Source organism: Sinorhizobium saheli (genome assembly GCF_001651875.1).
In the GTDB taxonomy this organism is placed as follows: domain Bacteria; phylum Pseudomonadota; class Alphaproteobacteria; order Rhizobiales; family Rhizobiaceae; genus Sinorhizobium; species Sinorhizobium saheli.
This window is the reverse complement of sequence record NZ_LNQB01000073.1, coordinates 563,425-579,953: the sequence shown is the minus strand read 5'-3', so window position 1 is coordinate 579,953 and position 16,529 is coordinate 563,425. Positions and strand designations below refer to the sequence as shown.

General features: G+C 64.3%; 21 protein-coding genes. 15 read left to right on the top strand and 6 right to left on the bottom strand.

The annotated features are described in order from the left end of the window. The first annotated feature begins 4 nt into the window (after positions 1 to 4). Positions 5 to 745 (top strand): transcriptional regulator VisR, encoded by a 741-nt coding sequence (gene visR / locus ATB98_RS16160; RefSeq protein WP_066875420.1) that lies wholly within the window; start codon positions 5 to 7, stop codon positions 743 to 745. A 194-nt stretch (positions 746 to 939) separates the two neighbouring features. On the opposite strand, the gene ATB98_RS16155 is transcribed toward visR, so the two are convergent. From ATB98_RS16155 to motA, 6 genes are all read right to left on the bottom strand, one after another. After that, a complete protein-coding gene (locus ATB98_RS16155) occupies positions 940 to 1,380 on the bottom strand; it encodes a hypothetical protein (RefSeq protein ID WP_066875418.1) in 441 nt (146 codons plus the stop codon). Between the two features lie 2 nt (positions 1,381 to 1,382). After that, entirely contained in the window at positions 1,383 to 2,465 is a 1,083-nt protein-coding gene (flhB, locus tag ATB98_RS16150) for a flagellar biosynthesis protein FlhB (RefSeq protein WP_066875416.1), read from the bottom strand. 176 nt (positions 2,466 to 2,641) lie between these two features. Continuing rightward, complete coding sequence (gene fliG, locus ATB98_RS16145) at positions 2,642 to 3,673, bottom strand: flagellar motor switch protein FliG (RefSeq protein ID WP_066875414.1); 1,032 nt, start codon at positions 3,671 to 3,673, stop codon at positions 2,642 to 2,644. Positions 3,674 to 3,703: 30 nt separating this feature from the next. Then, a complete protein-coding gene (fliN, locus tag ATB98_RS16140) occupies positions 3,704 to 4,294 on the bottom strand; it encodes a flagellar motor switch protein FliN (RefSeq protein ID WP_066875413.1) in 591 nt (196 codons plus the stop codon). A 54-nt stretch (positions 4,295 to 4,348) separates the two neighbouring features. Next, positions 4,349 to 5,296: a FliM/FliN family flagellar motor switch protein gene (locus ATB98_RS16135; RefSeq protein WP_066875411.1), complete on the bottom strand. Its 948-nt coding sequence runs from the start codon at positions 5,294 to 5,296 to the stop codon at positions 4,349 to 4,351. Beyond that, positions 5,293 to 6,171, bottom strand: coding sequence for a flagellar motor stator protein MotA (gene motA / locus ATB98_RS16130; protein WP_066875409.1), 879 nt, complete (start codon positions 6,169 to 6,171; stop codon positions 5,293 to 5,295). The genes ATB98_RS16135 and motA overlap by 4 nt, the downstream gene beginning before the upstream one ends. A 243-nt stretch (positions 6,172 to 6,414) precedes the next feature. On the opposite strand from motA, the gene ATB98_RS16125 reads away from it, so the two are divergent. The 14 genes from ATB98_RS16125 (at position 6,415) to fliP (ending at position 16,299) form a co-directional block, all read left to right on the top strand. Beyond that, on the top strand, positions 6,415 to 7,194 hold the full coding sequence (locus ATB98_RS16125; protein ID WP_066875601.1) for a DUF1217 domain-containing protein: 780 nt from the start codon (positions 6,415 to 6,417) through the stop codon (positions 7,192 to 7,194). Position 7,195: 1 nt separating this feature from the next. Further along, entirely contained in the window at positions 7,196 to 7,918 is a 723-nt protein-coding gene (gene flgF, locus ATB98_RS16120; protein ID WP_066875407.1) for a flagellar basal-body rod protein FlgF, read from the top strand. 26 nt (positions 7,919 to 7,944) lie between these two features. After that, positions 7,945 to 9,351, top strand: coding sequence for a flagellar protein export ATPase FliI (gene fliI / locus ATB98_RS16115; RefSeq protein WP_066875405.1), 1,407 nt, complete (start codon positions 7,945 to 7,947; stop codon positions 9,349 to 9,351). A 3-nt stretch (positions 9,352 to 9,354) separates the two neighbouring features. Continuing rightward, the gene (locus tag ATB98_RS16110) at positions 9,355 to 9,906 is read left to right on the top strand and encodes a flagellar protein (protein ID WP_066875403.1); all 552 of its coding nucleotides are present in this window, start codon (positions 9,355 to 9,357) and stop codon (positions 9,904 to 9,906) included. A 284-nt stretch (positions 9,907 to 10,190) separates the two neighbouring features. Further along, positions 10,191 to 10,571, top strand: a complete 381-nt coding sequence (flgB, locus tag ATB98_RS16105; RefSeq protein ID WP_066875401.1) for a flagellar basal body rod protein FlgB — start codon at positions 10,191 to 10,193, stop codon at positions 10,569 to 10,571. Positions 10,572 to 10,576: 5 nt separating this feature from the next. Continuing rightward, positions 10,577 to 10,996, top strand: a complete 420-nt coding sequence (gene flgC, locus ATB98_RS16100; RefSeq protein WP_066875399.1) for a flagellar basal body rod protein FlgC — start codon at positions 10,577 to 10,579, stop codon at positions 10,994 to 10,996. Further along, on the top strand, positions 10,996 to 11,331 hold the full coding sequence (locus ATB98_RS16095; protein WP_066875397.1) for a flagellar hook-basal body complex protein FliE: 336 nt from the start codon (positions 10,996 to 10,998) through the stop codon (positions 11,329 to 11,331). The genes flgC and ATB98_RS16095 overlap by 1 nt, the downstream gene beginning before the upstream one ends. Positions 11,332 to 11,342: 11 nt before the next feature. Next, on the top strand, positions 11,343 to 12,131 hold the full coding sequence (gene flgG / locus ATB98_RS16090) for a flagellar basal-body rod protein FlgG (RefSeq protein WP_066875395.1): 789 nt from the start codon (positions 11,343 to 11,345) through the stop codon (positions 12,129 to 12,131). Positions 12,132 to 12,149: 18 nt separating this feature from the next. Then, positions 12,150 to 12,653, top strand: coding sequence for a flagellar basal body P-ring formation chaperone FlgA (flgA, locus tag ATB98_RS16085; RefSeq protein WP_066875393.1), 504 nt, complete (start codon positions 12,150 to 12,152; stop codon positions 12,651 to 12,653). Further along, positions 12,650 to 13,765, top strand: coding sequence for a flagellar basal body P-ring protein FlgI (locus tag ATB98_RS16080; protein ID WP_066875391.1), 1,116 nt, complete (start codon positions 12,650 to 12,652; stop codon positions 13,763 to 13,765). The genes flgA and ATB98_RS16080 overlap by 4 nt, the downstream gene beginning before the upstream one ends. Then, a complete protein-coding gene (locus ATB98_RS16075; protein WP_066875389.1) occupies positions 13,762 to 14,301 on the top strand; it encodes a MotE family protein in 540 nt (179 codons plus the stop codon). The genes ATB98_RS16080 and ATB98_RS16075 overlap by 4 nt, the downstream gene beginning before the upstream one ends. Continuing rightward, the gene (gene flgH / locus ATB98_RS16070; RefSeq protein WP_066875387.1) at positions 14,298 to 15,008 is read left to right on the top strand and encodes a flagellar basal body L-ring protein FlgH; all 711 of its coding nucleotides are present in this window, start codon (positions 14,298 to 14,300) and stop codon (positions 15,006 to 15,008) included. The genes ATB98_RS16075 and flgH overlap by 4 nt, the downstream gene beginning before the upstream one ends. A gap of 40 nt (positions 15,009 to 15,048) precedes the next feature. After that, a complete protein-coding gene (locus tag ATB98_RS16065) occupies positions 15,049 to 15,540 on the top strand; it encodes a flagellar basal body-associated FliL family protein (protein WP_066875384.1) in 492 nt (163 codons plus the stop codon). A gap of 21 nt (positions 15,541 to 15,561) precedes the next feature. Further along, a complete protein-coding gene (gene fliP / locus ATB98_RS16060) occupies positions 15,562 to 16,299 on the top strand; it encodes a flagellar type III secretion system pore protein FliP (protein ID WP_066875382.1) in 738 nt (245 codons plus the stop codon). Positions 16,300 to 16,529 lie beyond the last annotated feature (230 nt).

Sequence of the window (16,529 nt, the reverse complement as noted above, 5' to 3'; positions counted from 1 at the left end):
GAGGATGCTTCCATTCGTGACGGAAGACCGCGACGACGCCGGCCGATTGGGGCGAGGCGGGCGCGCGGCGCGAGCGGCGACGCTGGTGACGCGCCTGCAGGCCATGCAGCGGCAGATCAATGCGCGGAACTTCGCCGTGCTGCGCATCAACGGCCGGGGCATGCCGGCGACCCGCAAGCTTACCTGCGTCCTCCACAATTGGGGCGCCGCCTCCGAGGCGAACGCACATGAACTGATCCAGGTCTATGGCGAGGAACTGCTGCAGCATCTCGATCGATCGCTGCTGCCGGTGCTCTGGAACGGCCAGGGCGAACACCAGACGGCGGAAGCGACGGATTTTGCCCAGTTCACCCACCGGCTGAAGGGCCGCAAGCTCTCCTGTTCGGGAATCGCTCTCCCGATCAGGCTCGGCGCGCAAGGCAACGGCTACGTGGTGTTTACCGGCAGCTATATCGACGCCTCGGGCGAACAGATCGTCGACCTGCATGGCCGCAGCGCGCATATCATGACCGACATGCTTGCAGCCGACGAAAAGCGCCTGTTCAAGACCGAGTCCCTGAGCGATCGCGAGATCGCCTGCCTTCAGATGGCCGGCGACGGTTATATCAGCGAAGAGATCGCCGAGAAGATGGGCCTCTCCGTGCACACGGTGAACGCCTATCTCGGCGCGGCCACGACGAAACTCGATTCCGTCAACCGCATCCAGGCAATCGCCAAGGCGATAAGGCTCGGCTACATCAGCTAGTTTTTCGTTGAACCTGCCCCTCATCCGGCGTGCCGGCCACCTTCTTTCCGCAGGCGGGGCGAAGGGGACTCCGAGCGGGGCGAAGGGGACGCGCGGCGGCCGCTTAAGTCCTCTCCCCGTCAGAGCGGGGAGAGGGTTGTTTCCCGGGGTAAACCCGAGGAGAGGGGCAATCCCGGGTGAGACCCCGCATCCGATCAACTCGCCAGCGGCAGCGGGTAGGATTTGACGAATTTCGCCTCCTCCAGGCTCCTGGCGAGAAAGGCGGTGTTCTCGTCCGGGTCGCTCGAAGGGTGCTGGAAATTGATGTGGCTGATCTCGACACCGGCCGTTTCGGCCGCGAGCACGAGGCGAGCATAGACGGTGACGCCGCGCGGCTTCAGTTCGAGGTCGAGGATGATCTCCGGGCAACTGTTCCAGTCCAGGTTATAGTTGCCGCCGAGGCCGAAATTCACGGTCCCGGGCAGGAAGTAGAGCTCGGCCGCCGATTCCACCAGATCGGCGAGGCTCGCATAGGATTCGAATCGCAGGAGCGCGACGAAATCCGCAGCGTCGATGAGGCGCAGTTCCGTCGCGACCGGGCGGATCGCCTCTGCCACTATCTGTTCGCGTCTTTCGGAGAATTCGCTTTTTTTCAAGATTAAGTCACCCGTCTTTGTTGCGGCTGAGCTGCATAGACCCGGTGAATGAGTTCGGCGACTGCCTTGTAAAACACCGGTGGAATGACACTATCCACCGAGACTTGTGCAAACATGGAGCGCGCGAGCGGCGGATCCTCGAAAACCGGAATGCCGTTCTTTTCGGCGATCTCGCGGATCTTGAGGGCGACGAGATCCTGTCCCATCGCCACCACCACCGGCGCGTCGTTCTCTTCGCGCACGTAGCGCAGGGCGACGGCATAGTGGGTCGGGTTGGCGATCACCAGCGTGGCACGGGGAACGGAGCCGATCATGCGCTTGCGGGCGCGGTCGCGCTGCATCGATCTCAGCCGCGACTTGACGATCGGGTCGCCCTGGGATTGCTTCAGTTCCTCCTTGACCTCCTGCTTGGTCATCTTCAGTTCCGTGTACCAGTGGTGCCGGGTCCAGAAGAGGTCGAGGATCGCAAGCACCGCGGTTGCGAGAAGGACGACGATGATGATCTGCTTGAGGTCGGAGATCATCGCCGTGAAGATCGACACCGGGTCGGAGAACATGAGGTCGAGCGTCGCGAAGTAATCGTTCCACAGCACGAGCACGACGACGATCGAAACCACGATGATCTTGAACAGCGACTTGCCGAATTCCACCAGCCCCGGAAGGCCGTAGATGCGCTTCAGGCCGCTCAGCGGCGAGACGCGGTTCCATTTCGGCTGGATACGGTCGACGACCGGCCGCGGCAGGTTCTGGAAGATCGACGATCCGACGCCGAAGAGGATGAGGAGGACGAAGATCGGCACGAGCAGCGCCGTGGATTTCAGGAGGACATGGGAAATCAGCGCCGTGGCATCGCTTGCCGTGTCGAGGCGCCAGGCCTCCGGCTGCTCGAAGATGTCCTTCAGCGCTTCGGCCATCGTCGCCGCACCGTCCGAAAGGAAGAAGACGACGAAGATGTAGATCGCCAGCGTCGAGGCGAACATCGTCACCTCGCGCGAGAAAGGAACGTTACCCTTCTCGGCCGCGTCGGAAAGCTTCTTTTCCGACGGCGCTTCTGTTTTGCTTTCCTTGTCCTGCTCTTCCGACATGAAGGAGGATGCCCCCGCCGCCCACGCGCATGATGCTTCGGCGGCCAACCGGCCGACGCTCTGCTATCGTGGTGAACCCGGGCGGCTTCGAGCGCAAGGGGCGAGGGCCGGCAATGCGACCGGCTCAACAGAAATCAGGCGCGGGACGCCGGTTGCCGCGCGCGAGGAAGCAAGCGTCAGGCGGCTTGCGCCTCCTTTTCCTTGAGCTCCAGCTGGCCGCCGGCGGCCAGGCGAATCGCCTCCTGGGTGATCGAGCGCCTGGCGATGGCGATATCGCGCGGGTTGATGCCGGCATCGCCGACCGCAAGATCCGACTCGATCATGCGCCGCTGGCGCGCGCCGATGGAGGCGAGGATCGATTCGCGCAACTCCGCCGCGGAGCCCCTGAGCGCCATCGTGATGACGTCGGTGGAGACGTCGTTGAAGAGCTGCACGCGGCTTCTCTGCGGCATGTAGAGGATGTCGTCGAAGAGGAAGATCTTCGGGCGCACCTTCTGGGCGGAATCGGTGCTGATGGTTTCGAGCGAGGCGAGCAAGGTGTCCACCTGCGGCTTCTCCAGCTCGTTCATCACCTCCGCGATCTTGGCCGGGCCGGGCGAATTGCGTTCCGCCTCCATTTCGTCGACCATCTCCATGACGCGTGCCTCGATGATGGCGGCGGCCTTGGGGCTGACGTTCTTGATGTTGACGGCGCGGTTCAGGATGTCCGGTCGCTGCCGGTCGGAAATCTGCAAGAGCACCTTGGCGCCGAAGCTCGACGGCATCATCGACAGCACATAGGCAATCGTCTGCGGATGCTCCTCGACGAGCAATTGCGCGACGGCGGCGGGATCGCAATCGAGGAGCCGGTCCCAGATGTTGGCTTCATAGGACTGGAAGGTCGCACGGCGGCCGAGCAGGCCGTCGACCTCGTCCGGCGTCAGGCCTTCCTCGAGAATGCTCTCGATCGCCTTGGCGTTGTCCATCAAGCCCGCGCCTTCGGTGAAAAGATCCTCGAACTCGTTGACGAGCGATTCGAGTTCGTGCGGAGGGATGGCGCGCAGCGATTGCGCCGCGGCGATGATCGCCTGCAGCTCGCTCTGCGTGAAGAACTTCAGGAGTTTCCCGGCGACCGACTTGCCCATGGCGAGCAGCACGGCCGCCGCCTTTTCCGTCTGGCTCAGCGGTTGCGCCAGTGCCTGTGCCCCGAAACTTTCGAAATCCGTCATGGATTCATCCCTCGCCCAATCATCGGGCTGCTATTTCCTGCTGCCAATTATCTCGATGAGCTTGACGCCGAAGCGGGTCACATCGCCCTCGAGCACGGTGATTTCGCCGCGGCCGATCACCCGGCCGTTGACCATGATCTCGACCGGCTCGCCGATCTTGCGGTCGAGCCCGATCGTCGCGCCCTCGGTCAGGCCCATCAGGCCCGAAACCTGCATCCGGCTGGTGCCGAGCACGATCTGGAGATCGATCGGGATGTCCATGATCAGGTCCATATTGGCCGTCATGCCGCTTCCCGGTGGTGTGTCGACGCCGCCGCCCGCAGCATCGAAGCCGCCGAAATCCGCGCCGGCGCCGAAGTCGGCATTGCCGGTATCGGATAAATCGCCGCCGAAGCCGCCTGCGCCGAAATCGCCGCCGAAGCCGGCGCCCTCGGCCGAACCGAATTCGCTGCCGAAATCCGACGATCCGAGCGGCTCGGCGGCCGCGAAGTCGGCGCCGAAATCGGCCGGTCCGCCATCCTTCTTGAGGACGCCGCGCAGGTCGTCGATCGCCTGGTCGAGCTCGGCGTCCGCCGTGAATGCGGCCGGTTCTGCGATGGGTGCTGCTTTCTTGGGTGCCATGTGCGGAATATTCCAGTTGAACCTTGCCTCAGGCATTCTGCCGGAGAGGGTTGATTAACTCATGATGTGGCGAAGGATGTCCTGCTCGGAGCCGTGCGTATCCTTGATCCGCACCGTGTACTTCGACCCGGCGCGGCCGAACTCGCAGACATAGAGGTCGCGGCCATTGGCATTGACCTCGACGCGGACATCCTGGCCGTCGTGAAACGGGATGACGTCTCCCGGCTGCAGGCGGCTGATCGTGTTCAGGGTGAGGCTTTCGAGCCGGATGCGAGCTTCGAGCGTTACCGCCGACCGGCGGACCTGTTCTTCGAGATGCTCGGTCCATTCGGTCTTCATCTTCTGTTTCCCGCCCGCGCCGTCGGGCGAGACGATTTTCGTCTTCAGGAGAACGCTTTGCGGGACGATCACCGAGAAGGTCGAAAGCACCGGACCGAGACCGATAGTCATGTCGATCGCGGCGGCATGGACGTCCTCGATTGCCGGGTCCGGTCCCGCCCGTTCCGCACCGTTCACGGGCCGAGCGACGACCGGTTCGGCGCCTGCCCCAGCCTGAACCGCGCTGCAGACGACCTCGGCGATCCCGTGGAATACCGGCAGGGCCATGTCGATCTCGATCTTCGAGAGGGATCGCGGCTGCGGCTCATCGATGGTCGTCGGCTCGGCACCGAGCAGGATCTCGACCAGGGTGACGAGCACCGGGCTGTCACAGCCGATCTGAAACTCCGGGCACCAGTTGTGCAGCGAAACGTCGGCGACCACGGCCGCGTCTCCGAGATCGGCGATGAGCGCGTTGCGAAGCCCCGTGCGGAAGCCTGCATAGGCGATCGTGATGTCCGACCCGGTCTCCGACTGGAGGACATCCGGCAGGAATTCGCTGAGGACCTGGCCGAGCTCCAGCGCGATGCGGCCGATCGCCTTGTCGTCGCCGAGCGCGCCGACCATGCGCGCAAGCAGCCTCTTGTCGAATGCGTGGACGTTCGATGCCGTGCTCATCGTCAAGCCGCCTTGCTCTCGCTGCCGCCGCCCGGATTCATCATCTCCTGCTCGACCGCGTCGATCGACGGCCGTTCATAGGCGGAAATCGTCTTGCGTCCGTATTCGAGGGCGACCTGCGGAACGGAGCCGTTCATGTAGGCAAGCAGCGTCTGCTTGACGATGACGTAGAGCCGGTTCTGCTTTTCCCGCACCGCCTTGATGTTGGAGACGAGCGGACTGACGATCGAATAGGAGAGGAACACGCCGAGCAGCGTGCCGACGAGCGCCGCCGCGATCTTCGCACCGAGCACTTCCGGCGCTTCGCTGATCGCGCCCATGGCCTTGATGACGCCGAGAACGGCGGCGACGATGCCGATCGCCGGCAGGGCATCGCCCATCGTCGTCAGCGCGTGGTAGCACTTCATCTTGTCATGGGTGATCGTCTGGATCTCCTCGTCCATCAGCGCCTCGATCTCGTGCGAGCGGGCGTTGCCGATGATGATCAGCCGCACGTAGTCGCAGATGAAGGCGGTGAGCTCCTTGTTCTGCAGCACCGTCGGCGCCGACTGGAAGATCGAGGATTCGTCCGGATTGTCGATGTGGCTTTCGATCTCGTTGCGCGACTTGGTCCTTAGGTCGCGCATCAGGCTGTAGAGCACGCCGAGCGTGTCGAGATAGTGGCGCTCCTTCGGCACCTTGTGCTTGAAAGCCTCGCCGAGCGCCCGGCCGGTGTCTTTGACCACCTTCATCGAGTTGGCCATGATGAAGCCGCCGATGCCGGCCCCGCCAATGATCATCAGCTCGAAAGGCTGGTTCAAGACTTCCAGGTGGCCGCCCATCGCCATGTATCCGCCGAGGATACAGCCGAAAGTCACAAGAAGCCCGATGATGATATTCATTGCCGATACCTGTCGCGATCGTGGTTTTCCCTCCGATGGATAGGGTTTGATCCTTGCGTGAGGCTGGCCGCAAAGCCCGGTCGCAAAGCGGTGTTCGAGACAGGTTCGCGCAAGCCAGTGCGGTCAGGATTTTTAAAAGGTCGGGCCACCACGCCCGATTCTCGAAACTTGGCGCGGGATGCGTGCGGAAAAACCGCGCACGCTTTTCCGAAATCCGCTTCAGTGCGACAGGGCGAACCGATCGTGACCACGACCTACACGAGCTACAAGCTGATCACCGCCGATCTCACGCGATCGCTGGAACGCGTCTCCGCCAAGCCGGATGTCGCCCGCGAGACTGAATACTACCTGTCGAAGATCGGCAGCATCACAACGATCGACGATTTCTTCGCCGACAACCGGCTGTACAACTACGTGATGAAGGCGCACGGTCTCGAGGACATGGCCTACGCCAAGGCCTTCATGCGCAAGGTGCTGACCGAAGGCATCGACAGCGACGATGCCTTCGCCAACAAGCTCGCCGACAGCCGCTACAAGGCGCTGGTCGAATCGTTGAACTTCGCCCGTCACGGCGAAACCGCGACCTCCTTCGAGCGCGCGCAGAAGGGTGTCGTCGACAAGTACACGCGCCAGACGCTCGAGCAGAGTGCCGGCGAAGAGAACACCGGCGTGCGCCTGGCCCTCTATTTCGAGCGCATGGCACCGATGATCGCCAACGGCTACGAGATCATCGCCGACGAGGCGCTTGCGCAGGTCGTGCGGACCGCCCTGCAATTGCCCGAGGAATTCGCGGCCGCCGACGTCGACCACCAGGCACAGGCCTACGAGGCCGCGATCGATTTCAAGGATTTCAAGGATCCCCAGAAACTCGCCGCATTCCTCGATCGGTTCACCGCCCTCTGGGAGATCAACAATTCCACGGACGGCTACGATCCGCTGGCCGTGTTCGGTTCGTCGAGCGGTTACGGGATTTCGCCCGACCTGCTGCTCTCCATCAACAATCTGAAACTCGGGGGAAGCTGACGTGCAGACCGGCCTCTATGTAGCGCTTTCGTCGCAGATGGCGCTCGAAAAGCGCCTGAACACGCTTGCCGACAACATCGCCAATTCCAACACGGTCGGCTTTCGCGGCACGGAAGTGAAGTTCAACCAGGTGCTCGGCGACACGAAGCCGACCCGGGTTTCCTATGTTTCGGAAGGCGAGGAGTTCCTCAACACCAATAACGGCGCGCTCGCGCGCACCGGCTCGGCGCTCGATTTCGCCATCAAGGGTGACGCCTGGTTCTCGATCGAGACGCCCGGCGGAACGGCGCTGACGCGCGACGGCCGGTTCACGCTGACGGAGACCGGCGAACTGGTGACCATCAAGGGCTATCCGGTGCTCGACGCCGGCGGCGCACCGATCCAGTTGAACGGCGCGGGCGACATCACCGTCGGCGCCGACGGCGCCATCCATCAGAACGGCGTGCAGGTCGCGCTGCTCGGCCTCTATGAGGCGGATTTCAGCAAGGGCTTCATGCGCTACGACAACAGCGCCGTGATGCCGGGCGTACAGCCCGAGCCCGTCGTCGACCGCTTCGATGTCGGCGTCATGCAGGGCTTCCTCGAGGAATCGAACGTCAACGCCATCCAGGAGATGTCGCAGCTCATCATGGTCACGCGCGCCTTCGACAACATCACCGCGCTGATGCGCGACAGCGAGGGATCGCTCGACGAAGCGATCAAGACGCTCGGCGGCGAACGCTGACCCAACGCGTGTGAAACGGACCCCGGATGGCACCCCACGGCTCTGAGACACCCGCGGCATCGACCTCGCTTGCGGCGCTTGCCGGGCTGGTCGAGCGTTACGCGGATCCCCACTTTGCGATCGCCCCCGGCGGCCATGTCCAGACGATCTCGCCGGGCCACTATACGGTCACGGGTCTCTCGCGCCATGTCCGGCTGGGGGATTTCGTCGCCCACAAGAGCGCGACCGGCACCCATCTCGGCGAAGTCGTCCGCGTCGAGCCGGAACGGGTGGTCGTCTGCCCGATCGAGCCTGGCGATCCGATCGGCATCCATGACGTCGTTATCCGCAAGGGTGCCTTCCGCGTCGCCCCGACCGACAAGTGGTGCGGCCGCACGATCAACGCGCTCGCCGAGCCGATCGACGGGCTGGGGCCGCTGATGCAGGGGGACGTCCGTCGCTCGATCTCCAACACCGCGCCGCCATCCATGACGCGCCGGCGGGTGGAGGAGGGGTTCAAGACCGGCGTGCGCGCCATCGATATCTTCTCGCCCCTTTGCCTCGGGCAGCGCCTCGGCATCTTCGCAGGCTCCGGCGTCGGCAAGTCGACGCTGCTCTCGATGCTGGCGCGTGCCGACGCCTTCGACAAGGTGGTGATCGCGCTCGTCGGCGAGCGCGGCCGCGAAGTGCGCGAGTTCATCGAGGACACGCTCGGCGACAACCTCGCCAAATCCGTCGCGGTCGTCGCCACCAGCGACGAGAGCCCGATGCTCAGGAAAATGGCGCCGCTGACGGCGGTCACGATCGCCGAGCACTACCGCGACAAGGGCGACAACGTGCTCCTGATCGTCGACAGCGTCACCCGCTTCGCCCACGCGATCCGCGAGGTCGCCACAGCCGCCGGCGAACCGCCGATCGCGCGCGGCTATCCGGCATCCGTCTTCACCGAATTGCCGCGCCTGCTCGAACGCGCCGGCCCCGGCGCGGAAGGCACGGGCACGATCACCGCGATCATCTCGATCCTCGTCGACGGTGACAACCACAACGACCCGGTCGCCGACTCGGCCCGCGGCATTCTCGACGGGCACATCGTGCTCGACCGCAGCCTCGCCGAGGAAGGGCGCTATCCGCCGATCAACCCGCTCGCCTCGATCTCGCGCCTGGCGAGAAAGGCCTGGACGCCGGACCAGGAGAAACTGGTCGCCCGGTTGAAATCCTTGATCCACCGCTTCGAGGAAACCCGCGACCTGCGGCTGATCGGCGGCTACCGCGCCGGCGGCGATGCCGATCTCGACATGGCGATCAAGCAGGTGCCGGTCATTTACGACGTCCTGAAGCAGACGCCCGGCGAGCGGCCGGCCCTCGACGCCTTCACGGACCTCGCCAATGCGCTGAAGGCGGCAGCGATGGGCAATCAGCCGGGCGCCGGTGCCGGCGCGCGGGGCAGGGGATAGGATATGACCGACTTCGACGCAGACGAAATCGTCCGCCAGCGCCGGCGCGAGGCCAAGACGCCGTTGATCGACAGGATCCTCGGTGCGGTCGGACTGGCGATGGCCGCCTTCGCGACCTTCCTGCCGTGGTACGTCTATCTGCACCCGGAGAAATTCTCGATGCCCTCGCTCTGGCAGGGAACGACGCGCGACCTGCCGGAACGTACCGGCCCCGCGGTCGTGTCGGTCTCGCCGCTCGCGATGACGGACATGGACGACGAGACCGCCGCCGCGGTCGATCGACTGACGACGGCCACCGTGCCCGGCCTCGACGGCAAGCCCGCCGAGGCGCGCGAGGAAGCACCGGCCGGCCCGAACCAGCCCTTCCCGGCCGTGCCGCGCTTCAAGCTCATGCATGTCGCCAAGGGCCGCGCCCTGATCGAGGACGCAAGCGGCATGTACATCGTCCGCGTGGGTTCGGTCCTGCCGGACAACAGCCGGCTTGCAACCTTCGAGGAGCGAGGCGGCCGCTGGGTGATGATCACCTCCAAGGGTGAGGTCTACCAGGACAAGTAGCCAGCAGGCGACGAGGTTGGCGGGGAGGCCCCTCCCCACACGGGCCCACAAGGGGGTTTGGCCTGCCGCCCGCTTCCGCTCCAAGTGCCGCCGCTGCGATCATAAGCCAAGCCGTTGAAGATGCGGACGATTCCGCGAGCGGCAAGCTCCTCCCCGTTGTGAAGAGGGGTTCTGCCCCAAAGGGTTTGCCGCGGCATCACCGACCAAAACCGCACAAGCCTCCTCTCGACAAGTCCCACGCAAGATTACCCGCCTAGGTTCGCCATCATCAGCGGGAGCTCTTGATGGAACCGATTCAGCTTTTCGAACTCGCGTCGCGGCAGGCCCAGTGGCTGACCGTTCGCCAGAACATCGTGGCGGGCAACATCGCCAATGCCAATACGCCGCATTACCGGGCGAAGGACGTTCTGCCCTTCGAAAGCGTTCTCCAGAACACCGGCATCCAGATGGCCGCGACCCACCGCGCCCACTTCACCGAGAGCCCGGAAGCAGCGCAGGTGACGGAGGTGAGCACCCTCGACGATGTCGCGGTGCAGCAATCCGGCAATACCGTCGCGCTCGAAGAGGAAATGATGAAGACCGGTGAGATCAAGCGCGACCACGAGCTCAATGCCGGGCTCGTGAAGGCCTTTCACCGGATGATGCTCATGACGGTACGGAAGTAAGACCCATGGATCCATTGACCTCGGCGCTCAAAGTTTCGGCCTCCGGCCTGCAGGCGGAATCGACCCGTTTGCGCATCGTCTCGGAAAACATCGCCAATGCCCGTTCGACCGGCGACGTTCCCGGCGCCGACCCCTACCGCCGCAAGACGATCTCCTTTGCCGCGGAGGTCGACCGGGCGAGCGGCGCGTCGCTCGTCGAGGTGCAGCGCCTCGGCACGGACGATTCGGACTTCAATATCGAGTTCGACCCCGGCAATCCGGCGGCCGACGAAAAGGGCATGGTCAAGATGCCGAACGTCAACATCCTGATCGAGATGGCCGACATGCGCGAGGCGAACCGCGCCTACGAGGCCAACCTGCAGACCGTCAAGCAGTCCCGCGATCTCATCTCCCAGACAATCGACCTGTTGAGGGCTTCGCAATAATGATCGATGCAATCCAGTCCGTCGGCGCGTTTTCGGCCCTGAAGGAGACCGAGGGAGCGAACGCGACCTCCTCCGCCTCGCTCGTCATGCCGGGCGCCGGCGCCGCCACGCCCCCGTCCCAGAGCTTCGCCGAAGTCCTCGGCAACATGACCACCGACGCGATCCGCTCCATGAAGTCCGCCGAAGGCATATCGCTGCAGGCGATCCGCGGCGAGGCCAACACCCGTGGAGTCGTCGATGCCGTCATGAGCGCGGAACAGTCGCTGCAGACGGCGATCGCCATCCGAGACAAGGTGGTCACCGCCTATCTCGAAATCGCGCGCATGCAGATCTGAGGGAACGAGACATGAAGGCCCTTTCCATCGCCGCCACGGGCATGAACGCCCAGCAGCTGAATCTCGAAGTCATCGCGAACAACATCGCGAACATCAACACGACCGGCTACAAGCGGGCGCGCGCCGAGTTTTCGGACCTGCTCTACCAGACCGAGCGCGCCCAGGGCGTGCCGAACCGCTCCAACCAGGCGATCGTCCCCGAAGGCGCGATCATCGGCCTCGGCGTGCAGACTTCGGCGGTGCGCAACCTTCACATCCAGGGCAGCCTCGTCAACACCGGCAACAACTACGATCTGGCGCTCGTGGGCCGCGGCTGGTTCCAGGTCGAAACGCCGGATGGCGAGACGGTCTATACCCGCTCCGGCGCCTTCAACACCAACGCCACCGGCCAGCTCGTGACGATCGACGGCTACACGGTCGTGCCCGGCATCACCGTGCCGCAGGACGCCACGGAGATCACCTTCACCTCGTCCGGCCAGGTGATGGTGCGCATCGGCAACGATACGGAGCTGCAGGAGATCGGCCAGCTCACGATCGCGAATTTCATCAACGAGGCGGGCCTCGAGCCGATGGGCGAAAACCTGTTCAAGCAGACGCCGGCCTCGGGCGAGGCGATCGTCGGTACGCCGGCCGACCCGGGCTTCGCGCAGATCAAGCAGAACTACCTCGAGGCCTCGAACGTCGATCCGGTCAAGGAGATCACGGACCTGATTTCGGCCCAGCGCGCCTACGAGATGAATTCCAAGATCATTCAGGCCGCGGACGAGATGGCGGCCACGGTGAGCAAGAACCTGAGGTAAGGGCAAGAGGAGGCAAACATGACGTTTCGCCGATCGGAAGGGACAGTTGCCGGAAACGGCCTCGCCCGCCTGCGGGCCATTGCAGCCGCGGCGGTGGCCATCGCTCTCCTGTCGCCTTCGGCCGCCTCTGCCGAGCCGCCGACGGCGGTCATTCCGAAACAGACGATCTATCCCGGGGAAACGCTCGAGGCGAGCATGCTCGAAGTCGTCGACGTCACCAATCCGGACCTGCGCGACGGCTATGTCCGCTCTATCGAGGAAATCCAGGGCAAGGTCACCAAGCGGACCCTTCTTCCAGGGCGCGTGATTCTCGCCTCGGCGCTGCGCGATCAATACGCGGTCGAGCGCGGTTCGACGACCCGGCTCATCTTCAGCAATGGCGGCCTGACGATCACCGCCGCCGGCTCGCCGCTGCAGGATGCCGCGATCGGCGACCTGATCCGCGTGCGCAATATCGACACCGGCGTCATCGTTTCCGGGACGGTGATGGCGGACGGCACGATCCATGTGGTGGCGAAATGAAGATGCGTGCATTGCAGTGGCTCCTGACCCTCGCGGTGGCTTTCGCCGCGGCCTTGAACTCCGCGCATGCCGCATCGCGCATCAAGGACGTCGCCTCGCTGCAGTCGGGCCGCGACAACCAGCTCATCGGTTACGGCCTGGTGGTCGGCCTGCAGGGAACCGGTGACAGCCTGCGTTCCTCGCCCTTCACCGAGCAGTCGATCCGCGCAATGCTGCAGAATCTCGGCATCTCGACCCAGGGCGGCGAATCGCGCACGCGCAACGTCGCCGCCGTGCTCGTAACCGCGACGCTGCCGCCCTTTGCCAGCCCCGGCAGCCGCCTCGACGTGACCGTCGGCTCGCTCGGCGATGCGACGTCGCTGCGCGGCGGCACGCTCGTCATGACCTCCCTTTCCGGCGCTGATGGCCAGATCTATGCCGTCGCGCAAGGCTCCGTCGTCGTCACCGGCTTCAACGCTCAAGGCGAAGCCGCCGAACTGTCGCAAGGCGTGACCACCGCCGGCCGTGTTCCGAACGGCGCGATCATCGAGCGGGAGCTGCCGTCGAAGTTCAAGGACGGCTTCAACCTGGTGCTGCAGCTCCGCAATCCCGATTTTTCGACCGCCGTCGGCATGGCCGCGGCGATCAACAAATATGCGGCGGCGCAGTTCGGCGGCCGCATCGCCGAGGCCCTGGATTCGCAATCCGTCCTGGTTCAGAAGCCGAAGATGGCCGATCTCGCGCGGCTGATGGCGGACGTCGAGAACCTCGTGATCGAAACCGACGCACCGGCGCGCGTCGTCATCAACGAGCGGACGGGCACGATCGTCATCGGCCAGGACGTCCGCGTATCCGAGGTCGCGGTCAGCTACGGCACGCTGACGGTGCAGGTGAGCGAGACGCCGACGGTCGTGCAGCCGGCGCCGTTCTCGCGCGGCGAGACGGCCTATGAACCCAACACCACGATCGAGGCCCAGGCCGACGGCGGCACGGTGGCGATCCTCAACGGGTCGAGCCTTCGCTCGCTCGTCGCCGGCCTGAACAGCATCGGCGTCAAGCCGGACGGGATCATCGCGATCCTCCAGAGCATCAAAACGGCGGGTGCCCTACAGGCGGAGCTTGTCCTGCAATGACCGGAAATCTCGACCATCTTCGCGGCAAGGCGCTCCGCATCCTCTTCGCCTCGGCGGCCGGCGCGCTGATGCTGGCGATGCCGGGCGCTTTCGCCCAGGACGTGACGGCGCCGCCCGCGGAGAACCCCACCGCCAGCGAAATCGAGAAGTTCTGCACCAACATCGCCGATGCCGCGCGCGACCAGCGCTATCTCTTGCAGCGCAAGGATCTTGAGGCGCTGAGGGCAAGCGTCGACGAGCGGATCGCGACGCTCGAGAAGCGCCGCGCCGAATACGAGGACTGGCTGAAGCGCCGCAACGATTTCCTCAAGCAGGCGGAACTCGGGCTCGTCGACATCTACAAGACGATGAAGCCGGACGACGCCGCCGGCAAGCTCGAGATGGTGCGCCCGGAGATCGCCGCGGCGATCGTGATGAAGCTGCCGGCGCGCCAATCCTCGCTGATCCTCGGCGAGATGAGCGACGACAAGGCGGCGGTGCTGACCAACATCATCTCGAGCGCCAGCGACCCGAATACCTCGAAGGAGCCATCATGAGAAAGCATTTTACGGCCGTCTTGGCCGCGGGTCTCCTTGCGGGGTGCCAGAACCAGGCGTTCAACGAGATCGGACGGGCGCCGTCGATGAGCCCGATCGGCAGCGGCCTGCAATACACGCAGACGCCGCAGCTCGCGGCCTATCCGAAGCAGCCGCATCAGGTCACGCACGGATATTCGCTCTGGAACGACCAGCAGTCAGCGCTCTTCAAGGATGCCCGCGCGATCAATGTCGGCGACATCCTCACGGTCGACATCCGCATCGACGACAAGGCCTCCTTCGAAAACGAGACGGACCGCAGCCGCACGAACTCGAGCGGCTTCAATCTCGGCGCCAGCGGCGAGTCGCAGACGAGCGACTTCTCCTGGTCCGGCGATCTCGACTACGGCTCGAACACCAAGACCGAGGGCGACGGCAAGACGGAGCGCTCCGAAAAGCTCAGGCTCCTCGTCGCCGCCGTGGTCACCGGTGTCCTTGAGAACGGCAATCTGCTGATCAGCGGCTCGCAGGAGGTGCGCGTCAACCACGAGCTGCGCATCCTGAACGTCGCCGGCATCGTCCGCCCGCGCGATGTCGATGCCGACAACGTCATTTCCTACGACCGCATCGCCGAGGCGCGCATCTCCTACGGCGGCCGCGGCCGCCTGATGGAGGTGCAGCAGCCGCCGTGGGGGCAGCAGGTCGTGGACCTCGTCTCGCCGATCTGACGGGCGGCACAATCAGGCATCCTCGCCACGGAACGGCACGATGGAAGAAAACGATAGCAAAGAGTCGAAATCCCCCTCGCTGGTGATGACCATTGCCGCCGTGGCCGTGCTCACGCTCGTGGCCGCCGCCGGGGGCTGGCTCGTCGGTGAGCTCCTCGCGCCCCCGCCGGCCGAGGAAACGGCCGCGGCGGTTGAAGTGCCGGCGGGCGCCACGGGCGAGGAGCCGCTGCCGAAGATTGCCACGGAAGCCAACGGCATCGTCGAGCTCGAGCCGATCACGACGAACCTCGCCTATCCCTCGGAGAACTGGCTTCGCATCGTGGTCGCGCTTCAGTTCAAGGGCGTACCGGACGTCAGCATGGCGGAGGCGATACACCAGGACATTGCAGCCTACCTGAAGACCGTATCGCTGCAGCAAATCCAGGGTCCGCGCGGCTTCCAATATCTCCGGGATGACATTCAGGAGCGGGTTGACCTGCGCTCCGAGGGCCGCGTAACGAAGGTGATGTTCCGAACCTTCGTCATCCAGTGATTCGGCAGGCTTGACCCCTCGATGCTTCGCATTGCCACCTTCATAGTCGCCATGATGGCGATGTCGGGAATTGCCGGGGCGCAGAGCTTTCCCGCCGATATTCTGAACACGCCGATAGAGGGTTCGGCCGCCTCGTGGATCATCCGTACCTTCGGCCTCCTGACCGTTCTTTCGGTGGCCCCGGGCATCCTTATCATGGTGACGAGCTTCCCGCGCTTCGTCATCGCCTTCGCGATCCTCCGATCGGGCATGGGGCTGGCGACGACGCCGTCCAACATGATCATGGTGTCGCTGGCGCTGTTCATGACCTTCTACGTCATGGCACCGACCTTCGACCGCGCCTGGCGCGAAGGCATCGATCCGCTCCTGAAGAACGAGATCTCGGAAACGGATGCCGTGCAACGCGTGTCCGAGCCGTTCCGCGAATTCATGCTCGCCAACACGCGTGACAAGGACCTGCAGCTCTTCATCGACATCGCCAAGGAAAAGGGCCAGACGGTCGTCGTCGACGACAAGGTCGACCTGCGCGCGGTCGTGCCCGCCTTCATGATTTCGGAGATCCGCCGCGGCTTCGAGATCGGCTTCCTGATCATGCTGCCGTTCCTGGTGATCGACCTCATCGTCTCGACCATCACCATGGCCATGGGCATGATGATGCTGCCGCCGACGGCGATCTCGCTGCCGTTCAAGATCCTCTTCTTCGTGCTGATCGACGGCTGGAACCTGCTCGTCGGAAGCCTCGTGCGATCGTTCGTCTGAGCCGAAACGGGACAAGCCCGGACAGGCTCTCGAGGGGCGCAAACCCGCGCTCCCTTCCCTGGCTCCCGCCTTGATAAGAATCCGTTAAACATAAGATTTCACGGGCGATTCACCACATTCTCGGGCGGGGCCGGAGGTACCCCCGCGGATTAAGTAGTTGGCAAGAAATGGCTGCGAGTTTCGTTCTCACACGGCGGGTTTGGTGTCCTTCAAAAGTTGAGCGGAGCCGA

What these genes read in the sequence shown, in the direction of transcription:
- visR (WP_066875420.1), top strand. Translation starts at nt 5, where the DNA reads ATGCTTCCATTCGTGACGGAAGACCGCGACGACGCCGGCCGATTGGGG.
- flhB (WP_066875416.1), bottom strand. Translation starts at nt 2,465, where the DNA reads ATGTCGGAAGAGCAGGACAAGGAAAGCAAAACAGAAGCGCCGTCGGAA.
- fliG (WP_066875414.1), bottom strand. Translation starts at nt 3,673, where the DNA reads ATGACGGATTTCGAAAGTTTCGGGGCACAGGCACTGGCGCAACCGCTG.
- fliN (WP_066875413.1), bottom strand. Translation starts at nt 4,294, where the DNA reads ATGGCACCCAAGAAAGCAGCACCCATCGCAGAACCGGCCGCATTCACG.
- motA (WP_066875409.1), bottom strand. Translation starts at nt 6,171, where the DNA reads ATGAATATCATCATCGGGCTTCTTGTGACTTTCGGCTGTATCCTCGGC.
- fliI (WP_066875405.1), top strand. Translation starts at nt 7,945, where the DNA reads ATGGCACCCCACGGCTCTGAGACACCCGCGGCATCGACCTCGCTTGCG.
- ATB98_RS16110 (WP_066875403.1), top strand. Translation starts at nt 9,355, where the DNA reads ATGACCGACTTCGACGCAGACGAAATCGTCCGCCAGCGCCGGCGCGAG.
- flgB (WP_066875401.1), top strand. Translation starts at nt 10,191, where the DNA reads ATGGAACCGATTCAGCTTTTCGAACTCGCGTCGCGGCAGGCCCAGTGG.
- flgC (WP_066875399.1), top strand. Translation starts at nt 10,577, where the DNA reads ATGGATCCATTGACCTCGGCGCTCAAAGTTTCGGCCTCCGGCCTGCAG.
- ATB98_RS16095 (WP_066875397.1), top strand. Translation starts at nt 10,996, where the DNA reads ATGATCGATGCAATCCAGTCCGTCGGCGCGTTTTCGGCCCTGAAGGAG.
- flgG (WP_066875395.1), top strand. Translation starts at nt 11,343, where the DNA reads ATGAAGGCCCTTTCCATCGCCGCCACGGGCATGAACGCCCAGCAGCTG.
- flgA (WP_066875393.1), top strand. Translation starts at nt 12,150, where the DNA reads ATGACGTTTCGCCGATCGGAAGGGACAGTTGCCGGAAACGGCCTCGCC.
- ATB98_RS16080 (WP_066875391.1), top strand. Translation starts at nt 12,650, where the DNA reads ATGAAGATGCGTGCATTGCAGTGGCTCCTGACCCTCGCGGTGGCTTTC.
- ATB98_RS16075 (WP_066875389.1), top strand. Translation starts at nt 13,762, where the DNA reads ATGACCGGAAATCTCGACCATCTTCGCGGCAAGGCGCTCCGCATCCTC.
- flgH (WP_066875387.1), top strand. Translation starts at nt 14,298, where the DNA reads ATGAGAAAGCATTTTACGGCCGTCTTGGCCGCGGGTCTCCTTGCGGGG.
- ATB98_RS16065 (WP_066875384.1), top strand. Translation starts at nt 15,049, where the DNA reads ATGGAAGAAAACGATAGCAAAGAGTCGAAATCCCCCTCGCTGGTGATG.
- fliP (WP_066875382.1), top strand. Translation starts at nt 15,562, where the DNA reads ATGCTTCGCATTGCCACCTTCATAGTCGCCATGATGGCGATGTCGGGA.